Origin of the sequence: Rhodococcus sp. C-2 (assembly GCF_027854095.1) — a bacterium.
GTDB classification, from domain to species: Bacteria; Actinomycetota; Actinomycetes; order Mycobacteriales; family Mycobacteriaceae; genus Rhodococcus_F; species Rhodococcus_F qingshengii.
The window spans coordinates 282033-301014 of the sequence record NZ_JAQGFI010000004.1; the positions used below are offsets into that span (position 1 = coordinate 282033).

The following is an 18982-nucleotide window of genomic DNA, read 5'->3' on the forward strand; positions in this document are numbered from 1 at the left end:
AAAGGTCGGCGCAGACGGAAAACTCAGGAGTGCCCGAGCTCCTCTTCGGCATCAGGAATTACCGGGTCAGGCGCCGTGGTTTCGGATAACGCTGTGGTTTCGGACAATCCTGTGGTGTCGGACAGCTCGAGCGGTTCCGGATTCTCGTCGGGAAACACGAACTTGCGGAAGGCCCAGAATCGGAACGCCATCTGCAGCAGGTTGCCGATGACATATGCACTGATGAAGTCGGCGATGTTCTCCGTCGCCAGGCTGACTTCGGGTACGCGCAGGTTGAAGACGTAACTGGAGATGTACAGCGGGATGAAGCTGATGACGACACCGATGGCGCTGATGATGAAGAACAGCGCAGCTTCGTGCGCTGGTTCACGGCCACCACGGTTCTTGAACGACCACTCGCGGTTGAGAATGTACGACGCGATCACCGCGACGACGCCGGCGATGATCTTGGCCGTGATCGGCTTGGATTCGAGGATCGACAGCTTGAGTGTGTAGAAGATGCCCGAGTCGATGAGGAAGGTCGTTCCGCCGACGATCGCGAATTTGATCAGCTCGCTGTGACGCAGAGCGATGTCACGAAACGGTTGAGGTACGCGGGCAATGACCCCGTCGACAAATGGCACAACAGATGAGTTTACGAAACGAAACCGCGTTACCACCAATTTGCCGCGGATTCATCAGCAGAATCACAGATTGGGAACGCTGAATGAACGGGCGAACGCGGCACATGACAACATAGAGAGCCGTGACCGGCAACAACGATCCCGCGCAGATCCCCGCCCGCCCGACCACCCCTCGACCGGCAAAAGCATCCATGCCCGTCGTCACCATGATCGGTGGCGGACAGTTGGCCAGGATGACTCACCAGGCTGCGGTGGCCCTGGGCCAGACGCTCCGAGTGCTCTCCGGGACTTCGGACGAGCCGGCAGCTCAGGTCAGCCCCGACGTCGTGCTCGGCAGCCACACCGACCTCGACGCTCTTCGACGCGCAGCGGTCGGTTCCAACGCGTTGACGTTCGACCACGAGCACGTGCCGACCGAGCACCTCGAGGTTCTTGTTGCCGAAGGCGTGAACGTTCAGCCGCCGCCGCAGGCTCTGATCTTCGCTCAGGACAAACTTCTGATGCGTCGCAAACTTGCCGAACTGGGCGCGCCCGTACCTGCGTACGCCGAAGTGACGTGGGCAGAAGACGTCGTGCGTTTCGGTGCCCAACACGGTTGGCCGCTTGTCATCAAGGCAACTCGCGGAGGCTACGACGGCCGCGGAGTCTGGATCACCGACGATCAGGACGAAGCAGAAGCCATTGTCACCGAGCAGCTGGACAAGGGTGTTCCGCTGATCGTCGAGGAAATGGTCTCGATGCGTCGGGAACTGTCCGCCATGGTCGCGCGGTCGCCGTTCGGCCAGGGCGCTACGTGGCCGGTCGTAGAGACCGTTCAGCGCAACGGCCAGTGCGCCGTCGTGATCGCACCTGCTCCCGCCCTTTCGAGTGCCGTTGCCGAGGAAGCCGAACAATTGGCGTTGCGCATCGCATCCGAGCTCGGTGTTGTCGGCTCGATGGCCGTCGAACTCTTCGAGACGACTGACGGCACTCTCGTGGTCAACGAGCTGGCCATGCGCCCGCACAACTCCGGTCACTGGACGATGGACGGCGCACGCACCTCTCAGTTCGAACAGCATCTGCGTGCAGTTCTCGACTACCCGCTCGGCGACACCTCGCCGATCGCGCCGGTAACGGTGATGGCAAACGTTCTCGGTGCGCCGGAAGCTCCCGAGATGACGATGGACGAGCGCGTCCATCACCTGTTCGCGCGGATGCCTGACGCGAAGATCCACCTGTACGGCAAGGGTGAGCGCAAGGATCGCAAGATCGGACACGTCAACATCGTGGGCGGCGCCGGATCCATCGACGATCCGAATTACGTTGCCGCAGTTCGGGAACGCGCCGAGCGTGCAGCACATTGGCTTTCGTACGCAGTTTGGACCGACGGATGGGATGTACACGGTGAGTGAGAGCGCGCAGGTCGGCCTGATCATGGGCAGCGATTCGGATTGGCCGACCATGGAAGCTGCAGCCGAAGCTTTGGCCGAGTTCGGTATCCGCTTCGAGGTCGGTGTCGTCTCGGCGCACCGCACGCCTCAGCGGATGCTCGACTACGCCAAGGAAGCTTCCGGCCGCGGAATCAAGGTCATCATCGCCGGTGCCGGTGGCGCCGCGCATCTTCCGGGCATGGTTGCCTCGGCCACGCCGTTGCCCGTCATCGGTGTTCCGGTGCCGCTCAAGTACCTCGACGGTATGGATTCGCTGCTTTCGATCGTCCAGATGCCGGCCGGCGTCCCGGTGGCGACGGTCTCGATCGGTGGCGCTCGCAACGCCGGTCTGCTGGCTGCTCGGATTCTCGGTGCTTCGGATCCCGCACTGCAGCAGCGGATGGTGGCGTTCCAGGAGAGCCTCGAGTCGATGGTGCTCGACAAGGACAAGGCGCTCCGCGAAAAACTGCTGGGCTGATCTTCTCGTGTGTGCACGACGCTGGCTGCCGCTGATCCGAGCGAGTCGGGGCAGCGCGCAGTCCGCGTTCGTCACCCGCGTCGCCCTGCTGTACGCCAGGATTCTCGGCGCGGACATCCGCTTCGACGACGAGTTCGGAATCTTTGTCGCCTCCGGACTGCGCTGCGGGTTCGCCAGAGGCGGAACAACTCTCGGTGGTGTATATCTCACGCGGCGGAACACGACTCGATCCGTCCTTCGTCACGAGGCCGTTCATGCAGACCAATGGGCCAGGTACGGAATCATATTCGGGTTGTTGTACCTGCGTGAGGAACTGCGTCATCGCGGGCCGCGCAACCGCTTCGAAATCGAGGCCGGTCTCGAAGACGGCGGTTACCGCACCTGAGTGAAAGCTCGTCAGTAAAAGCTACTCTTGGCGGCATGGCTCGTTTTCCGACTAGTGAACGCTTCGTCCGCTGGAGCGCGGAACATGCTCGCGGTGTGGACATCTGCATTGCGACGGTTGCCGCACTGTTCAGCGTTGTCGTGGCGGTCGAGGCGAGTCCGCTGGCGGTGTTCATCTCGCTGGGTATGACCGTTCCGTTGGCGTGGCGACGCTCGCGCCCCGAACTCTCCGGCATGGTGATCGCAGGGTTCGCAGTTCTACACGTGATCTTCATCGGCAACACACTGCTCGCATCGGCCGTTGTCGTCCCCATCTCCCTGTACGCGCTGGCCGCCTATGGTGCTCGGTGGAGTTCACTCACCGGGCTGGTGCTCGCGTTGCTCGGCTCGATTGCCGGGACTGTTCGATACTTCGGCTACGACGGAATCCCGGTGTCCTCGCAGGTCATGCAGTCCGTGGCCGTCATGATCTTCATGCTCGCGGTCTGGGCGTTCGGTGATTTGCGTCGAGTTCGTACCAAACAATTGGAAGGTCTGACCGAGCGCGCACGGTTGCTCGAACTCGAGCGTGCGCAGGAAGCGGAAATCGCGACGATCAGCGAACGCTCGAGGATTGCGCGCGAGATGCACGACATCGTCGCGCATTCGTTGACCGTTGTCATCGCTCAGGCCGACGGTGGACGCTACAGCGCGGCCAAGGATCCTCAGGCTGCAATTCAGGCACTCGAAACAATTGCCTCCACCGGCCGCCAAGCGTTGACCGACATGCGATCGCTGCTGTCCGTCCTGCGTGAGGACACGCCCCGTGATTTCTCGGTGATCCCGGGCGCCGGCGACATCGACAGTCTCTTCCACGAGTTACGCAGCAGCGGACTCGACATCGCCGTCAGCGTGACCGGGGAACCACGCGAACTCTCTGCGGGTGCGGGGTTGACGGCGTATCGCATCGTGCAGGAATCGCTGACGAACGTTCTCAAACATGCGGGGCCTGGAGCACAGGCGAGCGTCGAGATGACATGGGCTGAAACCGAACTCGTTCTCGGTATCACCGACGACGGACGAGGCGGCAGCGCCGCGCTGGTCGAATCGTCACCAGGCGGACAGGGACTGATCGGAATGGCCGAGCGAGCCAAGCTGCACGGAGGCAAAGTGACCGCCGGACCGAAATCAGGCGGCGGATACAGCGTCCGGGCCGTCTTGCCGTACGAACGAACGTCTGGGTAGGTCTTGAAACGTCCGAAGGTCTTAAGGTGAGTGGCATGGACGAACACGTGGCTCCGATCGCAGTGGCACTGATCGACGATCAGCAGCTGGTCCGCGCAGGTTTTCGAATGGTCATCGACTCACAGCCGGATCTGTCGGTGGTTGTCGAGGCTTCGGACGGTCAGCAGGCGCTGACCGAGTTGGCCGCCCGTCATGTCGACGTCGTTCTGATGGATGTCCAGATGCCGAAGATGGACGGCATCGAGGCGACTCGTCGGCTCCTGGCCGACCCCGATGCGCCGAAGGTCGTGGTGCTCACCACCTTCGACAACGACGAGTACGTGATGTCGGCTATCCGGGCGGGCGCCAGTGGTTTCCTGCTCAAGGACGTGCCACCGGAGCAGTTGCTCGACGCCATCCGCACCGTGCACCGCGGGGACGCGGTGATCGAAGCCCGGGCCACTCGGCGACTGCTTCAGCACGTCGGGCCACTTCTGGAAGGCTCGGCGCCCGAAGCGCAGTTGCCCGAAGAGTTGACGCCGCGCGAGGTCGAGGTGCTCGAAGCCATGGCGTACGGGCTGTCGAATTCGGAGATCGCTGCGAAATTCCACGTCTCCGAGACGACAGTGAAAACCCATGTCGGACGGGTTCTTTCAAAGACTCATTCTCGTGATCGTGTACAGGCAGTCGTCTTCGCCTTCCAGATCGGACTTGTCCGGCGCGCAGATCTCCTCGGCACCGAGGGCTGACACGCCGCCCTGTCCAGTCCTACCCCGGGATGACACCGGGCTCTCCAAGATCGCCCCGCACTCCGACGCGGAGACCACTTGCGCTGCAATAACGTCGATTCCGTCATAGCGAGAAGCTTTACGGAGGGCAAAAAATGCATGCGCACACCACGACGGAACCAGCCGCAGTGCCGGCGATCACTGCCCGCGGTGTCACCAAGGTGTACGGCACCGGTGAGACCACGGTTCACGCGCTCGGCGGAGTCGACGTGGACTTCGGTCGCGAGCGGTTCACCGCGATCATGGGCCCGTCCGGCTCCGGAAAGTCGACGCTCATGCACTGCCTGGCCGGACTCGACACGGTCTCGGGTGGGCAGGTTTTCCTGGGCGACACCGAAGTCACGAAACTCGGCGACACGGAGCTCACCGAACTGCGACGCGAGCGGATCGGATTCGTCTTCCAAGCGTTCAACCTGCTACCGGTGCTCACTGCTCGGGAGAACATGCTGCTGCCGATGAAGCTGGCAGGTAGTGAACCCTCGTCCGAGTGGATGGACGAGGTGATCGGAAAGCTGGGCCTGTCGCAGCGCCTCGACCACCTGCCGCACGAGTTGTCCGGCGGTCAGCAGCAACGTGTAGCTGTCGCCCGTGCATTACTGCCCCAGCCCGACGTGATCTTTGCCGACGAGCCTACCGGCAACCTGGATTCCCGTTCCGGGACAGAGGTTCTGGGACTCTTGCGCACCAGTGTCCGGGAGACCGGTCAGACGGTCGTGATGGTGACACACGATCCGGTGGCGGCGTCGTACGCGGATCGAGTCGTGTTGATCGCGGACGGGCGTATTGCCGGAGAGATCGACCATCCCACCGTCGACTCGGTGATCGGTGCCATGCGAGCTCTCGGTGCCGACGACCTGGCCGATGTTCCTGCAGTTTCGGGTGCACTGCGATGAGAGGTCTGGCCTTTGCGCAGGCGCGGGCACATGCCGGGCGCTATGTGGCGTCGATACTCGCGGTGGTGATCGCCGTCGGATACATCGTCGCGACTTTGACCTTGAGCTCGACGGTCGACGCGAGTGTGAGCAAATCACTTGCGACGCAATACGAAACCACAGATGTCGTCGCGTCCGGTCCAGGCGTGACAGAAGCACTGCTGAGCGCGGTGCCGGGCGTCTCGGCGGTGGCCGACGACGTGTCGACCTATGTTCGTGTCGACTCCGAGGCAAAGGGCGCGTCCTACGGGGATGCGCTCTCGATTGCCGACAATCCCGAATTGCGTTGGGAGAAGGTGTCGGAGGGATCGATTCCGGCCGGTCTGGGGCAGGTGTTGGTGAGCGCGGACTCCGGGATACCGATCGGTGCCCGAATCACAGTCACGGCACGGGATTCGACGGTCGGTGCCGCCGCACCCACCGCGGAGGTAGTCGGACTGGTCGACCTCTCCGGTTCGGCGCAACGACTGGGCGGGATCAAGATATTCACCACCGCCGAGCAGGTGAGCGCGTGGGCCGGTGACAGTGCCGAACGTGAGTTCCGTGTCGCCGGTGACGGTTCACGCTCTCAGCAACAACTCGTGGATTCGATCGCGAGCGCGTTGCCCGCGGACTCCACCGTGCTGACCGGCGAAGAAGCCACAGACAACGCCGCAGCCGAATACATGGGCGGCACCAAGATCCTCAGCACGGTGTTGCTCGCCTTCGGCGCCATCGCCGTTGTTGTTGCCGCGCTGGTGATCGCCAATACATTTGCCGTGCTGCTCGCGGCGCGCACTCAGGAACTTGCGTTGCTGCGATGCGTCGGCGCCACGGCCAAACAGGTTCGCCGGAGCATTCGCAGTGAAGCCGCGGCGGTCGGCGTGATCGCCTCGGTGATCGGCGTCGGACTCGGTGTCGGACTTGCCTGGGCAATCGGTCGCGTAGCAACGGCCGCAGATGTGCCGGTTCCTCTTTCGTCACTGAGCGTCACCCCGGTGACCGTGCTCGTCGGTCTTGCCGTCGGCATCGTGATGACGATGCTCGCTGCATCTGCGCCCGGGCGGGCGGCAACGAGGCTCTCCCCGCTGGCAGCACTGCAGCCGATGGAGTCCAAGCCTGAGAGCGTTCAGGTATCGGTGGTGCGCCGGGTTCTCGGCGTCGTGACCCTGCTCGCGGGCATCGCGATGACCGTCCTGGGAGTGACGAATCAGCAGGTGCCGGCCGCAACCGCCGGTGGACTGTTCTCGTTCCTGGGGATCGCGGCGCTGTCCGGTCGAATCGTGCCTGCACTGATCAATGCGGCCGGCGGAGTGTTGGCGAGACTGATCGGTCCGGTGGGAAGCCTGGCAGCAGGCAACGCCGGTAGGAACCCACGCCGCACCTCGGCGACAGCCACCGCATTGTTGATCGGTGTGGCCTTGACGAGCACGCTCGTCGTGGGAATCGCGACGGTCAAGGAAGCCGCACCCGCGGCGATGGACAGTCAATTCCCCGTCGACGTCATGGTGAGCAGTTCAGGTTCGGCACCGCTTCCCGCAGGGTTGGGCACAGACATCGCCGCGGTCAACGGTGTCGGCGCGGTGAGCGGTCTGGACAAGGCCGAACTGACGATCGACGGGCGCGGTTCGTTGGCCGGATTCGGCGTCGACGCTGCTCGGGTGAAAGATGTTCTGCGTACCGAGATCTCGGTACCCGCGGCCGGTCAGTTGGTGCTCTCGCCCGCTGACCTGACCGAATACAAGCTCTCGGCGGGCGATACGGCGACGGTGCGTGGGGATCGCGGCGTCGTGAACGTCAGCGTGGTCGAGGGCGTGAAAGGTCAACCAGCACTACTGGATCGAGGCGATCTCGGTGCAGCGGCCACCGCGCCGACCACCGATTCGTACTGGGTAAGGCTGGGGACGGATACTGACGAACAGGCTTTGGCCGCCACCGACCGCATCACGGAACTGGCACGCCAGGAAGCGCCGGGCAGCGATGTTCAGGGCATGACCGAGATGCGTTCAGCTCTCGATTCGATCCTCGACACCATGCTCATGGTGGTTGCCGGATTGCTGTCGGTAGCGGTGTTGATCGCTTTGATCGGCGTCGGAAACACCATGGCACTGTCCGTTCTCGAACGGCGCCGCGAATCCGGACTGCTTCGCGCACTCGGACTGACCAAGAAGGGAATTCGAGCCATGTTGATCTGGGAAGCACTGCTGGTGGCAGGAGTCGCATCGGTGATCGGAGTGCTGTTCGGGATGGTGTTCGGTGTAGCCGGTACCGCATCGGTTTTCGGGATCGAGGACGTCGCCCTCAGCGCAGTGCCGTGGGTGCAGTTGGTAGCCATCGTGTTGATCGGCGGAATCTGCGGTGTGATCGCGTCACTGCTCCCCGCTAGGCGGGCGGGGCTGGTGTCACCGGTGACAGCTCTCGCGAGCTAGCGTTCAGAACTGTTTCGTGACCTTCTCGGTGCCCACTCGGCGCGCGGTAGCTTCCGCGTCCGGGTGGGCCACCTGCACGAGTGAGGCACCCGCGGCGAGAACTGCCAGAAGCCCGTCGATCAATTCGTCTGCCGTGTCCCACGTGCGACTGGAGAGGACACGATCCGTCGACACCAATTCGACGTTCTTCGCCGATGCCCGTGCCGCGTCGATCGTGTCCGCTACGGACCGGCCTTCCAGCGCCGAACCGGCCCCGGCGCTACGGAACTGGTCGCCGTGCACACGGATGGAGGTTGCGTAGTCGGCGACGCCGAGCGGAAGATCGCTCAAACCTTTGCCGAACGCGTCGAGGGAGAGTGCGGCTACTTCCGGTACGTCCGCAACATCGTCCAGTCGGTCGGCAGTGACAAAAGCCAGTTCGGCGTCGGCGTCGGCGTCGGGGGAGAGGACCACCTCACCGCCTGCCCACCACACACCCAGCAAGACGGCGACGCTCTGCCAGTGCGCGGGAAGCAGCACGGCAACTTTGCCGCCGGGCTCGAGAGCGAACTCGTCGCGAACCATGTTCGCTGTCTTTGCCGCCCAGTTGGCCAGAGTGCTCGCAGACAATTCGATGCGCTCGCCGGTGGCGTCGTCGTAGTAGGTCACGCGAGGGCCGGCCGGGTCGGCAGCCAGGATCGGTCCGAGGAGGGCGTCGGTCAGGTTGTCTACAGGCGAAGGCACGTAATCAGCTTACGCAGCGGTTCAGTTCACACAATTTTTCAGTTGACACAGCGCGGGCCGTTGGAGGCCGCGTCGATCGGCGGGCCGGGAGGGGCGGGAGTGGGGCTGGTCTCGGTGGTGCTCGACGATTCAGTCGTGCTTGTCGCTCCTTCGGGCGGGGATACCGCGTCCGCGGACTGCGGGCCGCTGTAGTCCTCGGCAATGACAACCCGAACCTTGCCCGAGGACAATGACGAATCCGCCTTGACCGTCAGACCGCCGAGTGCCTCGGCCACCGCGAGTGGTGCGTCGTCGTCCGCGGACTTTGCGAACACCGTAGATTCGGTGACGTCGGAGCCGGTGTTGTTGCCGACCTGACCCTGCTTGTATCCGAGGGCACTCAACGCTTCGGAAACCCCGCTGGCCAACCCTGCGATGTCACTGGCGTTTGCGACGTCGACCGTGATCGAGGACGCATTCACCGTGGTCGGTGCTTCGGAGGTCTCCTCCGAGTCCTCGCTGTCGGCGCCGACCAATCCGGCGATGTACTTCTTGACGGCCTTGGGATCGACCTTGACGATGGACTCGCCGTAATCGGTCATGCCGTTGATGTCGAGAACGGGAATGGTCTCGAATTGCACCTTGCCGCCGGCCAGATTCTGCAACTGCTTGGCGAACTCGATGATGTCCCAATCGTCGTCGATCACGACGGAACGCTGGACAGCCGAGGTCAGCTGGCTGAGCTTGCCGGGGTCACTGAGGGTTTTTGCGCTGAGTACCTTGCTGACGAGAGAAGCCATGAACACCTGCTGGCGAACGATCCGGTCCAGGTCGCCGCGAGGAAGGTCGTGTCGTTGTCGCACGAAGCTCAGCGCGTCGGCGCCGTCGAGTGTCTGTTTCCCGGCCGCGAAATTGGCTCCGGACATCGGTTCGTCTACCGGCGCGTTGAGGCACACGTCGACTCCGCCCACTGCGTTGGTCAGCAGGACGAATCCGAGTAGTCCGACTTCGGCGTAGTGATCGACGGTGATGCCGGTCAGATTCGCCACCGCTCCGATGAGCGCGGTCCGGCCGGCTTCCGTCGACTTCTTGTCTGCGTCGCTGTCGGACGACCCGTTGTTGACCAACTTCAGCCGTTCGGTTTCCTTGGTGGCACCGAACGCGGCGTTGATCTTCGACATACCGATACCCGGGACGTTGACGTACGCGTCGCGGGGAATCGAGATCGCGGTCGCGGAACTCCCGTCGTTGGGGACGCGGATCAAGATGATGGTGTCGGTATTGGACGCAACTTCCTCACCTGCGCGCAACGAGTCGAGCTCGCTTTGTGAGAGCGGGTTGCCGTGCGCGTCCGTTCGACTGTCCGTTCCCACCATCAGAATGTCGATGGCGCCGTCCTTGCCGCCACCGAGGCCGAGTCCGCTGGCAGTGGCAAGGCTGTTTCTCAACGAGTCCACACCCCGCCACGCGAACCCGGTGACCAGCAGTACGAGCACGGACAGCACCGCGACCGCTATGCGAGCCGGGCTCGTCTTGGTCCGAATCGGCGCAGGTCGTGGACGCGCGCGGCGCTGCGGTTGCTGGTGGGACACCCCTTCAGGTTACTGGTCCGATGCTCGGCCGCGGGTACCTCGACGCGGCGTGCCAGACTCAACCGTGTGACGAATATCCTGCTCACCGGCGCCCGAGGGCAGCTCGGAACACGTATCGATGCTCTCGCAACGTCGGCGGGTCACACTGTGACGGCCGTCGGTTCCCGCGAGCTCGACATCACCGACAGCCGCGCGGTCGACGACTTCGTCTCGCCTGATTCGGTGCTGATCAACTGCGCTGCGTACACGGCCGTCGATGCTGCCGAGACCGACCAGGAGGCGGCGAGGGCGGTCAACGAGATCGGACCGCGGAATCTCGCGCAAGCCTGTGCGCGGGCGGGTTCGCGGTTGATCCACGTTTCGACGGACTACGTCTTTCCGGGCGATGCAAGCTCGCCATACGACGTCGATGCACCGACCGGTCCCGCGACGGTCTACGGCCGAACCAAACTGGACGGCGAGATCGCTGTTCGAGAGTCGGGGGCTGACGCGGCCGTTGTCCGCACCGCGTGGGTGTATTCCGGTGTCGGCACGGATTTTGTCGCCACGATGAGAAGGCTCGAAGCCGAACGCGAATTCGTGAACGTCGTGGACGACCAGATCGGGTCACCCACGTACAGCGTCGATCTGGCCGGCGGCATCGTCGAACTCGTGCTGCTGGACTTCACGGGTGCGTCGACATTCCACGTGACGAACGGCGGGCAAGCAAGTTGGTACGAGTTGGCGCGAGCTGTTTTCGAGGAGATCGGAGCAGACCCTGCTCGGGTGCGCCCGTGCAGTAGTGCGGAGTTCGTACGCCCTGCCCCGCGCCCGGCATATTCGGTCTTGTCCGAGCGCGCGTGGGTTACCGCGGGAATGACGCCGCTGCGTCCGTGGCGAGAGGCTCTGCACGCCGCTCTGGCGTGAGCATTGTTCGGGACAGTGGCCGCGGACGGCTAGGCTGACCGGCGTGAGTCCCAAGCTGGCCGTGGTAACGGTGACCTACTCGCCAGGCGAGCATCTCGAGAATTTCTTGAGCACGCTCGCTGTGGCGACGACAGAAAAACCCCAGGTCATCATGGCCGACAATGGGTCGACCGATGGTGCCCCCGAGGCCGCCGATGCCAAGTACGAGCATGTCCGTCTGCTTCGAACCGGCGGAAACATCGGGTACGGGGGAGCGATAAATCGGGCTGTAGCGGAGATCGATTCGTCGATCGAATTCGTCGTGATTTCCAACCCGGACGTCCAATGGGCACCCGGTTCACTCGACGAATTGGTGGCTGCGGCAAATCGGTGGCCAAGGGCCGGTGCACTGGGGCCGAAGGTCCTCGAACCGGACGGCAGTGTCTATCCGTCGGCGCGAACGGTGCCCGACATCACCTCGGGCGTCGGGCACGCGTTGCTCGGTACCGTATGGCCGAAGAACCCGTGGACTGCTCGTTACCGTCAGGAGAACGAGGCCGTCACCGAGCGTGCAGTGGGGTGGCTTTCCGGGTCGTGCCTGCTGGTGCGACGCGACGCCTTCGACACCATCTCAGGTTTCGACTCTCGTTACTTCATGTACATGGAGGACGTGGACTTCGGTGACCGCCTCGGAAAAGCCGGGTGGCTCAACGTATTCGTCCCCTCGGCCGTCGTCACCCATGCCAAAGGCCATGCGGCAGGACGTCATCCGGAACTGATGTTGCCTGCCCATCATCGCAGTGCGTACCAGTTCCAGGCTGATCGCCATCCGCACTGGTGGCAGGCTCCGCTACGACTTGCCTTGCGCGGTGGCCTCGCGGTGCGATCCAAGATCGCCGTAGCTTCTGCAGTTCGCGAGCGCGCTCGCACCGACAACTCGACCGACAACCCATCAGTTTCGAACCACGGGGGAAAATGATGTCCGATCCGAATCCGACCGACGCCGTAATCCTGGTAGGCGGCAAGGGCACTCGGCTGCGTCCGCTGACGCTGTCGGCACCCAAGCCGATGCTTCCGACCGCCGGCCTGCCGTTCCTGACGCACCTGCTCGCCCGCATCGAGGCAGCCGGAATCAAGCACGTCGTGCTCGGAACGTCCTTCAAGGCAGAGGTATTCGAGGACTACTTCGGCGACGGCTCCAAGATGGGCCTCGAGATCGACTACGTCTTCGAGACCGAACCGCTGGGCACCGGTGGCGGAATCCGCAACGTTCTGCCGAAGTTGCGCGGTGACAACGTCATGGTGTTCAACGGCGACGTGCTCGGTGGCACCGATCTGAACGGCATTCTCGATACCCACGAGAAGACGGACGCCGACGTGACCCTGCATCTGGTTCGTGTGGGAGACCCGCGAGCATTCGGTTGTGTTCCGACCGACGAGGACGGACGAGTCTCGGCATTCCTGGAGAAGACCCAGGATCCGCCGACGGATCAGATCAACGCCGGCTGCTACGTCTTCAAGCGCGAGATCATCGAACAGATCCCCGAAGGACGACCGGTATCGGTCGAGCGCGAGGTGTTCCCGAATCTCCTGGCCGAGGGCAAGCGGGTGTTCGGCCACGTCGACTCGTCGTACTGGCGTGACATGGGAACCCCCGAGGACTTCGTTCGCGGTTCCGCCGACCTGGTGCGAGGTATCGCACCTTCGCCGGCTCTCGAAGGTCCGCGCGGCGAGTCGCTGGTTCACCCCGGAGCCGGAATCGCGCCGGGCGCTGTCCTGATCGGCGGCACGGTTGTCGGTCGAGGCGCAGAAGTTGGTGCAGGCGCTCGCCTCGACGGTGCAATTCTCTTCGACGGCGCCGTTGTGGAAGCCGGCGCGGTGGTCGAACGATCGATCCTCGGATTCGGCGTCCGTATCGGACCCCGAGCGCTGGTCCGCGACGCTGTCATCGGAGACGGCGCGGACATCGGTGCGCGGTGTGAATTGTTGCGCGGCGCACGCGTGTGGCCGGGGGTGACGCTGCCGGACGGTGGCGTGCGCTTCAGCACAGATGTGTGATCGTTAGCTGACCTACTGGAATACTGGCGGGTATGACTTCTCTTCCGAGCCGTTACGTTGCCCTCGGTGACTCGTTCACCGAGGGCGTCGGCGACGCCGACGAACGATTCCCCAATGGTCTGCGCGGGTGGGCAGACCGAGTGGCCGAGCAGCTGGCGGTGAACAATCCCGACTTCCGCTACGCCAACCTGGCGATTCGTGGTCGCCTACTCGGACCGATCATCGACGAGCAGTTGGAACCCGCTCTGGCGTTGAAGCCCGATCTGGTGACCATCTACGCCGGCGGAAACGACATGATGCGTCCGAAGCTCGACATCGATGCGATGGTCGCCCGCTACGATTCGGCAATCGGTCAGCTCACTGCATCCGGCGCTCGGGTTCTGATGTTCACCGCGTACGACACCGGATGGTCCGCCTTCTTCGGCAAGCTCCGCGGACGTCTGGCGATCTACAACGAGCTTGTTCGCGAGGTGGCCGACCGCCACGACGCGACCCTCGTCGACTTCTGGCGATTCTCCGAATATCAGGACCTTCGGATGTGGGACTGGGATCGCCTCCACATGTCGCCCTCCGGGCACGAGAACATGGCGACGCGTGTGCTCGACGTGCTTGGTGTCGAACACGGATTGACCCCGCCCGATCTCGGGCCTGCGCCGGTTCTCACGAAAGCCGAAACTCGTCGCGAGGATCGTCAATGGGCGCGAGAGTTCTTGGTGCCGTGGGTAGCTCGGCGCGTGAAGGGAACATCGTCGGGCGACGGCGTGAGCGCCAAGCAGCCCCAGCTTTCTCCGATTCAGTCCTGATTCTTGCGCTGACGGGCGAGCGCGACCAGGTGGTCGATGGTCTCGCGTTCCGCTGTAGGTGGGAGCGCGTCCACCGGCCACCATCTGAGGTCGGTGGACTCTGCGCTGCGGACGATGTGTGAATTGTCCGGCGCCACAACAAGAAACCGTAGATCGAGATGGCGAGTCGGTACTCCGAGTGAGCACGTGATCGGATGCGTGTGGGCGGAGAGTAGGTCCGCGTCTATCCGAACGTCGTGAATTCCGGACTCCTCGCGAGCTTCCCGCAATGCCGCATCTACCACCGTCTCGTCGTCGGGCTCACAGTGGCCGCCGAGCTGAATCCACCTGCCCACCTTGGGATGCAGGGTCAGCAAGACGTGGCAGCCACTCTCGTCGAGAACGAGAGACGACGCGGTGATGTGTCCCGGTGCGTGGCGACGAAGGCAGCCGTCCGGAGCCGAATCGAGGAACGCGAGCATCGTGTGCCGCAATGATTCGTCCGCTTCGGAGGACGTCTCCCAGCCCTCCAGGACGCCCTTGGCGGAGGCGTGCAGCGATTCGGCTGACATGGGACCTACAGCTCCACCAACGCGTCCCCGGGGGCGGAGACAGAGCGCGGAGTCAGTGGTTCGAGGGGGTGCCCGATTGCGATGGCACCGAGTGGCTGCCAATCCGCCGGGAGATCGAGTTGTTTGCGTACGAGATCGGCGGCGAAGATCGTCGATCCGATCCAGCAGCTTCCCACGCCGCGGGTGGCCAACGAGACCAGCAGTCCCTGCACTGCCGCGCCGGCGGCGACCGTGAACATCGTCGACTCCGCCGCGGTTCGTCCGGCATCCGGATAACTGTGTGCGCCATCGGGCACGCAGAAGGGAATGACGACCTCGGGGGCGTCGAACAGGATGTTTCCGCGGGCAACCCGGGCCTCGACGGATTCGTCACTGCGACCGTCGGCGCGAAGATCGGCGGCCCACTTCTCGCGCATCTGCTCGAGAAGAGCCGTGCGGACCGACTCCGTGCGTAGCCACACGAATCGAACCGGTCTCGTGTGGTGCGGTGCGGGAGCGGTGAGTGCCTCGGCGATCGAGCTGCGAATGATCTCCGCGTCGACGGGATCACTTGCGAACTGTCGGACCGATCGACGCAACAGCAGCGCCTGGCCACGGCCCATCGCCGTAGCTTCCTCGGTGCCCAGCCAGAACAGATCGTCCGGGCCGCGGCGAATCAGATCCTGGCCACTCGAACCGTCGTCCTCGAACCGAAGCCCACGAACGACGGCGACGGGAACGCCGCCCAGCTTTCCCTTGACCAAGTCGCCCGCAGCGGCGATTTCGTCCGCGATCGCGATCTCGGTGACGATCAGATCGTTGCCCTGACTGTCCTGTGCTCCGAGGTAGCCGTGCAGGACCGGAATGCCGGAGGAACCGATTGCGGCGTCGGTCTGCCCGTTGCGCCACGCACGACCCATCGTGTCGGTGACGACGACGGCGACGGACTTGCCCGTGCTCTCGAGAATTCGGGCGCGCAGACCCGCAGCGCTCGCATCCGGATCCACGGGGAGCAGCGCCAATTCGGCACCGTCGACGTTGGAGCCGTCGATGCCCGATGCGGCCTGCACGATTCCGAGTTTGTTCTCGGTGATCAGAGTGCGGCCCTTGCGTGCCACGACGCGGACGGCTTCCTGATCCACCAGGAGGCGTCGTGCCGCGTCGCGCTCTTCCGGATCGGTCGGTGAGGAAACGATGCGACCCTCGACTTTGGAGAACACCTTGCTCGTGACGACAACGACGTCGCCGCTCTCGAGCCACGGCGTCGCGTCGACGACAGCGGTGGCCAAGTCGTCTCCGGGCCGGAACTCGGGAAGCCCGAGCACGGGAATGACTTCGATTGCGGCGCCGGGGGAGTGATCACCGGGAGAGTGATTTCTGTCGCGGCTTGCTTCGGTTCCGGGCTCGGTCACAGTTCGACTCCGGCGATCTCGAAAGCCGTGCGAACCATTTTCGCGGTCTCTTCGGGGGACGTCATCAAAAGTGGGATGCTTCGCACGTCCACCCCGTCGATGTCGGCCGTGTCACCTTCGTCGACGAGCCAGCCGTCGAGAATGCCGTTGATCGAACGAGCTCCGTAGTGGCGACCGATCGCCTCCGAAGTCGTCTCGACCCCGATCACCTCGAGGCACTCGTCAGCCATGCCGCGCAACGGTTTTCCGCCGATGACGGGGGAGAGGCCGACAACCTTGGCCGCGGTTGTTCGCAGGGCACCGCGAATGCCGGGCACCGCGAGGATTGCGCCGACGCTCACGACGGGATTGGACGGTGCGATCAGCACGATGTCGGCACCGTCGATCGCCTCGACCACCCCTGGCGCGGGCTTGGCCTGCTCGGCGCCGACGTGAGCGAAGCTGTGCGTTTCCACCTGTGCCCGATGGCGTACCCACCACTCCTGGAAATGAATCGCCTTCTGCTCACCGTCTTCCGGATCGGTGATCACGACGTGTGTTTCGCTGCGGTCGTCGCTCACGGGAAGCAGTGCGACACCGGGGTTCCAGCGATTGCACAACGCTTCGGTGATCGCGGACAACGGATATCCCGTGCGGAGCATCTGGCTGCGAATCAAATGCGTTGCGATATCGCGATCTCCGAGGCCGAACCAGTCCGGCTTCGCGCCGTACGCGGCGAGTTCTTCTTTCGCATTCCAGGTTTCGCCGGCGTGCCCCCACCCGCGTTCGGTGTCGATGCCGCCGCCGAGTGTGTACATACAAGTGTCCAGATCGGGGCAGATGCGCAGACCGTGCATCCACACGTCGTCCCCGACGTTGACGACGGCCGTGATGCGATGTGGGCCTTCGTATTTCTCGAGGGATTCACCACCGGCGATTCCGAGCGCGTTTTGAACACCTTGAAGGAAACGGGCCCCGCCGACGCCGCCAACCAATACAGTCACGTTCACGACAACAGAGCCTAGGCGGTCGGCGCGTCGTCGTGTCTGGCGGGCAGAAGGTCCCGTCAATTGAGGGCCGGAATACTAATGGATTCATCTCGTTTAGCTTGACCGCGACACGCTGGACGTGTGTAATCTCAAATGTGTCATTCCAACCGCTACTTGTGAGTTCACTTGCAGCGGGGCCGGTTTCGAACACAGTTTCGAACGGTCGACGGGGTGGGGTTGAAGATGGAGTGAAAATTCTGCGCTATTACAGGTGAGGAGGCGGAACGATGCCCAATGAAAATGTCGAGATCAGTTCTCTCGCAATGACAGTAAGCGACGAACCGCAGACCGATTCCCGAGCAGGCGCAGCAGAAGGTGCCTGCAGCAGTGAGTTCGACGGTATGAGTACTCGGCCAGTGCTGAGTCTCGTCACCGGCTTCGAAGAATTGTTCGACACCATCGAGGATCAGTGGCAGGAGCGTGCTCTCTGCGCGCAGACCGATCCCGAAGCGTTCTTTCCTGAAAAGGGAGGATCGACGAGGGAAGCAAAACGGATCTGCCTCGGTTGTGAAGTTCGTGACGAGTGCCTCGAGTACGCGCTCGCGAACGACGAACGGTTCGGAATCTGGGGAGGGTTGTCCGAGCGCGAGCGTCGGCGACTCAAGCGGGGGATCATCTGATCTGCTGCTGAATCGGTTCTGTCAGCGTCGGGGCTGACGGGCGGTCTTCGAAAGTCTGACCTGCAACGGGGAATTGCAGGTCAAGCAACGACTGTTTTGTTCTTCGTGTGGATTTACTTCTTCGTGTGACATCAGTTTTTTCGTCTGACAGTGCGTCAGTCCTCGTCGGGCAGCGTGGGGTCGATGACCTGTGGGTCGACGCCCAGATACGTGCCGACTTGATGGACCAACACGTCGTGCACCAGATCCGTGAGTTCTTCCGGATCCTTCGCTCGCTGCTCCAATGGGCGGCGAAACAGCACAATTCTTGCGCGAGTCGTATTTCCGTGACGGTCGATTCCGGCCGGAATCAGTCGTGACAGTGGAACCGGGCCGTCTGCGATGACCTCCGGCGGCCATGTGACGGACTCCGGATCGTGCGCGTGAATCTTCGGAACTTCGTCCACTGCGATGTCGAGTTTCGTCAGCCGGTCGTGCCATGCGAGGTCGACGGGAGAGAAGGCGTCGAGCACCAGGAGATCGAACTTCTCCGCGCGGGTACGCCTGGCGGGCACCTCCGGGGGAAGTAGCGGTCCGCGCAGGCCACGGCCGTGTCGCTCGATGGAACGAGTGGTGACCGAGCGTCGGCGGCGGGCTTGTGGCATGGCGCCAGATTACGACAGGAGAAACTGCTCGGTGTGTCCGAGTAGGTTCCGGACGTGGGGAGGGCTAGGCTCCGTACCTGTGAGATCTCTGCGTCGCTGCTGCCGCCCCGGGTGCAAGAACCCCGCCGTCGCGACGCTTACGTATGTCTACTCGGACTCCACTGCGGTTGTCGGGCCGCTGGCAACCGTCGCCGAGCCCCATTCATGGGATTTGTGTGACACTCACGGCTCTCGAATCACCGCCCCCAAGGGGTGGGAACTCGTCCGCCACGAAGGCGGATTCGCGTCGAGTACTCCCGACGAAGACGATCTGACCGCTTTGGCTGAAGCTGTACGTGAGGCTGGTCTCGGAGATCGCAGCAAGTCCAACGTCGATGCAGATGAGGACATACGTCCCGCAGCTCCGAGTACTGCCCGTACAGGGCGTCGTGGACACCTACGCGTTCTGCCCGACCCGTCCAACTGACGCGAGATTCGTCGCCG

At 63.4% G+C, this 18982-nt stretch carries 20 protein-coding genes; 13 read left to right on the top strand and 7 right to left on the bottom strand.

The genetic code is table 11. From position 1 onward, the window contains the following. Positions 1-23: 23 nt before the first annotated feature. Positions 24-623: a GtrA family protein gene (locus PCS43_RS10450; protein WP_209908144.1), complete on the bottom strand. Its 600-nt coding sequence runs from the start codon at positions 621-623 to the stop codon at positions 24-26. A 191-nt stretch (positions 624-814) separates the two neighbouring features. Between PCS43_RS10450 and PCS43_RS10455 the strand changes: the two genes are divergently transcribed. From PCS43_RS10455 to PCS43_RS10485, 7 genes are all read left to right on the top strand, one after another. Then, positions 815-2014 carry a 5-(carboxyamino)imidazole ribonucleotide synthase gene (locus PCS43_RS10455; RefSeq protein WP_245361607.1) on the top strand — a complete coding sequence of 400 codons (1200 nt, stop codon included), beginning with the start codon at positions 815-817 and terminating at the stop codon, positions 2012-2014. Then, complete coding sequence (gene purE / locus PCS43_RS10460; protein ID WP_039973205.1) at positions 1998-2510, top strand: 5-(carboxyamino)imidazole ribonucleotide mutase; 513 nt, start codon at positions 1998-2000, stop codon at positions 2508-2510. The genes PCS43_RS10455 and purE overlap by 17 nt, the downstream gene beginning before the upstream one ends. A gap of 7 nt (positions 2511-2517) precedes the next feature. After that, positions 2518-2895 (top strand): hypothetical protein, encoded by a 378-nt coding sequence (locus tag PCS43_RS10465; protein WP_209908146.1) that lies wholly within the window; start codon positions 2518-2520, stop codon positions 2893-2895. A 35-nt stretch (positions 2896-2930) separates the two neighbouring features. After that, on the top strand, positions 2931-4118 hold the full coding sequence (locus PCS43_RS10470) for a sensor histidine kinase (RefSeq protein WP_030535022.1): 1188 nt from the start codon (positions 2931-2933) through the stop codon (positions 4116-4118). 35 nt (positions 4119-4153) lie between these two features. Continuing rightward, positions 4154-4846 carry a response regulator gene (locus PCS43_RS10475; protein ID WP_003940960.1) on the top strand — a complete coding sequence of 231 codons (693 nt, stop codon included), beginning with the start codon at positions 4154-4156 and terminating at the stop codon, positions 4844-4846. Positions 4847-4980: 134 nt separating this feature from the next. Then, positions 4981-5778: an ABC transporter ATP-binding protein gene (locus PCS43_RS10480; protein WP_007731166.1), complete on the top strand. Its 798-nt coding sequence runs from the start codon at positions 4981-4983 to the stop codon at positions 5776-5778. Beyond that, on the top strand, positions 5775-8225 hold the full coding sequence (locus tag PCS43_RS10485) for an ABC transporter permease (RefSeq protein WP_192712546.1): 2451 nt from the start codon (positions 5775-5777) through the stop codon (positions 8223-8225). The genes PCS43_RS10480 and PCS43_RS10485 overlap by 4 nt, the downstream gene beginning before the upstream one ends. Before the next feature lie 3 nt (positions 8226-8228). Here PCS43_RS10485 and PCS43_RS10490 read toward each other — a convergent pair whose 3' ends face one another. Further along, complete coding sequence (locus tag PCS43_RS10490) at positions 8229-8948, bottom strand: TIGR03089 family protein (RefSeq protein WP_209908147.1); 720 nt, start codon at positions 8946-8948, stop codon at positions 8229-8231. A gap of 38 nt (positions 8949-8986) precedes the next feature. Next, positions 8987-10519 (bottom strand): LCP family protein, encoded by a 1533-nt coding sequence (locus tag PCS43_RS10495; protein WP_270923028.1) that lies wholly within the window; start codon positions 10517-10519, stop codon positions 8987-8989. A 66-nt stretch (positions 10520-10585) separates the two neighbouring features. On the opposite strand from PCS43_RS10495, the gene rfbD reads away from it, so the two are divergent. Genes rfbD through PCS43_RS10515 form a run of 4 tightly spaced genes read left to right on the top strand, consistent with a single transcriptional unit; the run spans position 10586 to position 14265 of the window. Next, positions 10586-11425, top strand: a complete 840-nt coding sequence (rfbD, locus tag PCS43_RS10500; protein WP_209908149.1) for a dTDP-4-dehydrorhamnose reductase — start codon at positions 10586-10588, stop codon at positions 11423-11425. Positions 11426-11468: 43 nt separating this feature from the next. Further along, positions 11469-12383, top strand: coding sequence for a glycosyltransferase family 2 protein (locus PCS43_RS10505; protein WP_003940999.1), 915 nt, complete (start codon positions 11469-11471; stop codon positions 12381-12383). Continuing rightward, positions 12380-13462, top strand: coding sequence for a sugar phosphate nucleotidyltransferase (locus PCS43_RS10510; RefSeq protein ID WP_054187632.1), 1083 nt, complete (start codon positions 12380-12382; stop codon positions 13460-13462). The genes PCS43_RS10505 and PCS43_RS10510 overlap by 4 nt, the downstream gene beginning before the upstream one ends. Positions 13463-13494: 32 nt before the next feature. Continuing rightward, positions 13495-14265, top strand: a complete 771-nt coding sequence (locus PCS43_RS10515; protein ID WP_003940765.1) for an SGNH/GDSL hydrolase family protein — start codon at positions 13495-13497, stop codon at positions 14263-14265. Here PCS43_RS10515 and PCS43_RS10520 read toward each other — a convergent pair. From PCS43_RS10520 to cofD, 3 genes are read right to left on the bottom strand one after another with little or no spacing between them, the layout of a single operon-like run. Beyond that, positions 14256-14816: an NUDIX hydrolase gene (locus PCS43_RS10520; protein WP_003940680.1), complete on the bottom strand. Its 561-nt coding sequence runs from the start codon at positions 14814-14816 to the stop codon at positions 14256-14258. The genes PCS43_RS10515 and PCS43_RS10520 overlap by 10 nt on opposite strands. 5 nt (positions 14817-14821) lie before the next feature. Further along, entirely contained in the window at positions 14822-16207 is a 1386-nt protein-coding gene (locus PCS43_RS10525) for a coenzyme F420-0:L-glutamate ligase (protein WP_209908151.1), read from the bottom strand. Beyond that, complete coding sequence (gene cofD, locus PCS43_RS10530; RefSeq protein WP_003940958.1) at positions 16204-17196, bottom strand: 2-phospho-L-lactate transferase; 993 nt, start codon at positions 17194-17196, stop codon at positions 16204-16206. Before cofD ends, PCS43_RS10525 begins: the two co-directional genes overlap by 4 nt. Before the next feature lie 380 nt (positions 17197-17576). On the opposite strand from cofD, the gene PCS43_RS10535 reads away from it, so the two are divergent. Continuing rightward, on the top strand, positions 17577-17855 hold the full coding sequence (locus PCS43_RS10535) for a WhiB family transcriptional regulator (RefSeq protein WP_020907098.1): 279 nt from the start codon (positions 17577-17579) through the stop codon (positions 17853-17855). Positions 17856-18010: 155 nt separating this feature from the next. Here PCS43_RS10535 and PCS43_RS10540 read toward each other — a convergent pair whose 3' ends face one another. After that, positions 18011-18499: a metallopeptidase family protein gene (locus PCS43_RS10540; RefSeq protein WP_003940797.1), complete on the bottom strand. Its 489-nt coding sequence runs from the start codon at positions 18497-18499 to the stop codon at positions 18011-18013. 79 nt (positions 18500-18578) lie between these two features. Here PCS43_RS10540 and PCS43_RS10545 point away from each other — a divergent pair, with 79 nt between their 5' ends. Further along, on the top strand, positions 18579-18965 hold the full coding sequence (locus tag PCS43_RS10545; protein ID WP_007731177.1) for a DUF3499 domain-containing protein: 387 nt from the start codon (positions 18579-18581) through the stop codon (positions 18963-18965). Positions 18966-18982: the final 17 nt, after the last annotated feature.

Bases quoted from the DNA above. Each gene is read 5' to 3' on its own strand.
- PCS43_RS10475 (WP_003940960.1), top strand. From the start codon at position 4,154: ATGGACGAACACGTGGCTCCGATCGCAGTGGCACTGATCGACGATCAG.
- PCS43_RS10520 (WP_003940680.1), bottom strand. From the start codon at position 14,816: ATGTCAGCCGAATCGCTGCACGCCTCCGCCAAGGGCGTCCTGGAGGGC.
- PCS43_RS10455 (WP_245361607.1), top strand. From the start codon at position 815: ATGCCCGTCGTCACCATGATCGGTGGCGGACAGTTGGCCAGGATGACT.
- PCS43_RS10515 (WP_003940765.1), top strand. From the start codon at position 13,495: ATGACTTCTCTTCCGAGCCGTTACGTTGCCCTCGGTGACTCGTTCACC.
- PCS43_RS10485 (WP_192712546.1), top strand. From the start codon at position 5,775: ATGAGAGGTCTGGCCTTTGCGCAGGCGCGGGCACATGCCGGGCGCTAT.
- PCS43_RS10540 (WP_003940797.1), bottom strand. From the start codon at position 18,499: ATGCCACAAGCCCGCCGCCGACGCTCGGTCACCACTCGTTCCATCGAG.
- purE (WP_039973205.1), top strand. From the start codon at position 1,998: ATGTACACGGTGAGTGAGAGCGCGCAGGTCGGCCTGATCATGGGCAGC.
- PCS43_RS10470 (WP_030535022.1), top strand. From the start codon at position 2,931: ATGGCTCGTTTTCCGACTAGTGAACGCTTCGTCCGCTGGAGCGCGGAA.
- PCS43_RS10480 (WP_007731166.1), top strand. From the start codon at position 4,981: ATGCATGCGCACACCACGACGGAACCAGCCGCAGTGCCGGCGATCACT.
- PCS43_RS10535 (WP_020907098.1), top strand. From the start codon at position 17,577: ATGAGTACTCGGCCAGTGCTGAGTCTCGTCACCGGCTTCGAAGAATTG.
- PCS43_RS10510 (WP_054187632.1), top strand. From the start codon at position 12,380: ATGATGTCCGATCCGAATCCGACCGACGCCGTAATCCTGGTAGGCGGC.